Below are 237 nucleotides of genomic sequence, written 5' to 3'. Positions count from 1 at the left end.
GGATACAGCACCATGGTGATCTGTTCGGCTAGATTTTTTTGTGCGACGGCTTCTGAATAACTGCCCGCATTAAATTCGGTTAAATTAAATTCATCTGTTGCTTCTGATTTCCATAATCGTAGCGTATTTACAATATTGTTTTTATAACCTGGGACAGGTACATCGTAAGGTACAGCTAATACATCTTGTGAACTCATCCATTGACGATGCTCTCGGCCGAATTTATCTGTGTAACTT

General features: G+C 39.2%; 1 protein-coding gene. It reads right to left on the bottom strand.

Translation table 11 applies throughout. The features are described 5' to 3' along the window. A partial coding sequence (locus AAEY83_RS18440; RefSeq protein WP_351061592.1) for a glycogen/starch/alpha-glucan phosphorylase occupies window positions 1-197 on the bottom strand: 197 nt, incomplete at its 3' end. Window positions 198-237 lie beyond the last annotated feature (40 nt).

Source organism: Psychrobacter sp. TB20-MNA-CIBAN-0197, from assembly GCF_040309765.1.
GTDB lineage: Bacteria > Pseudomonadota > Gammaproteobacteria > Pseudomonadales > Moraxellaceae > Psychrobacter > Psychrobacter submarinus.
Note: the sequence above shows the minus strand (reverse complement) of the source record. Positions and strands in the feature narration are given on the sequence as shown.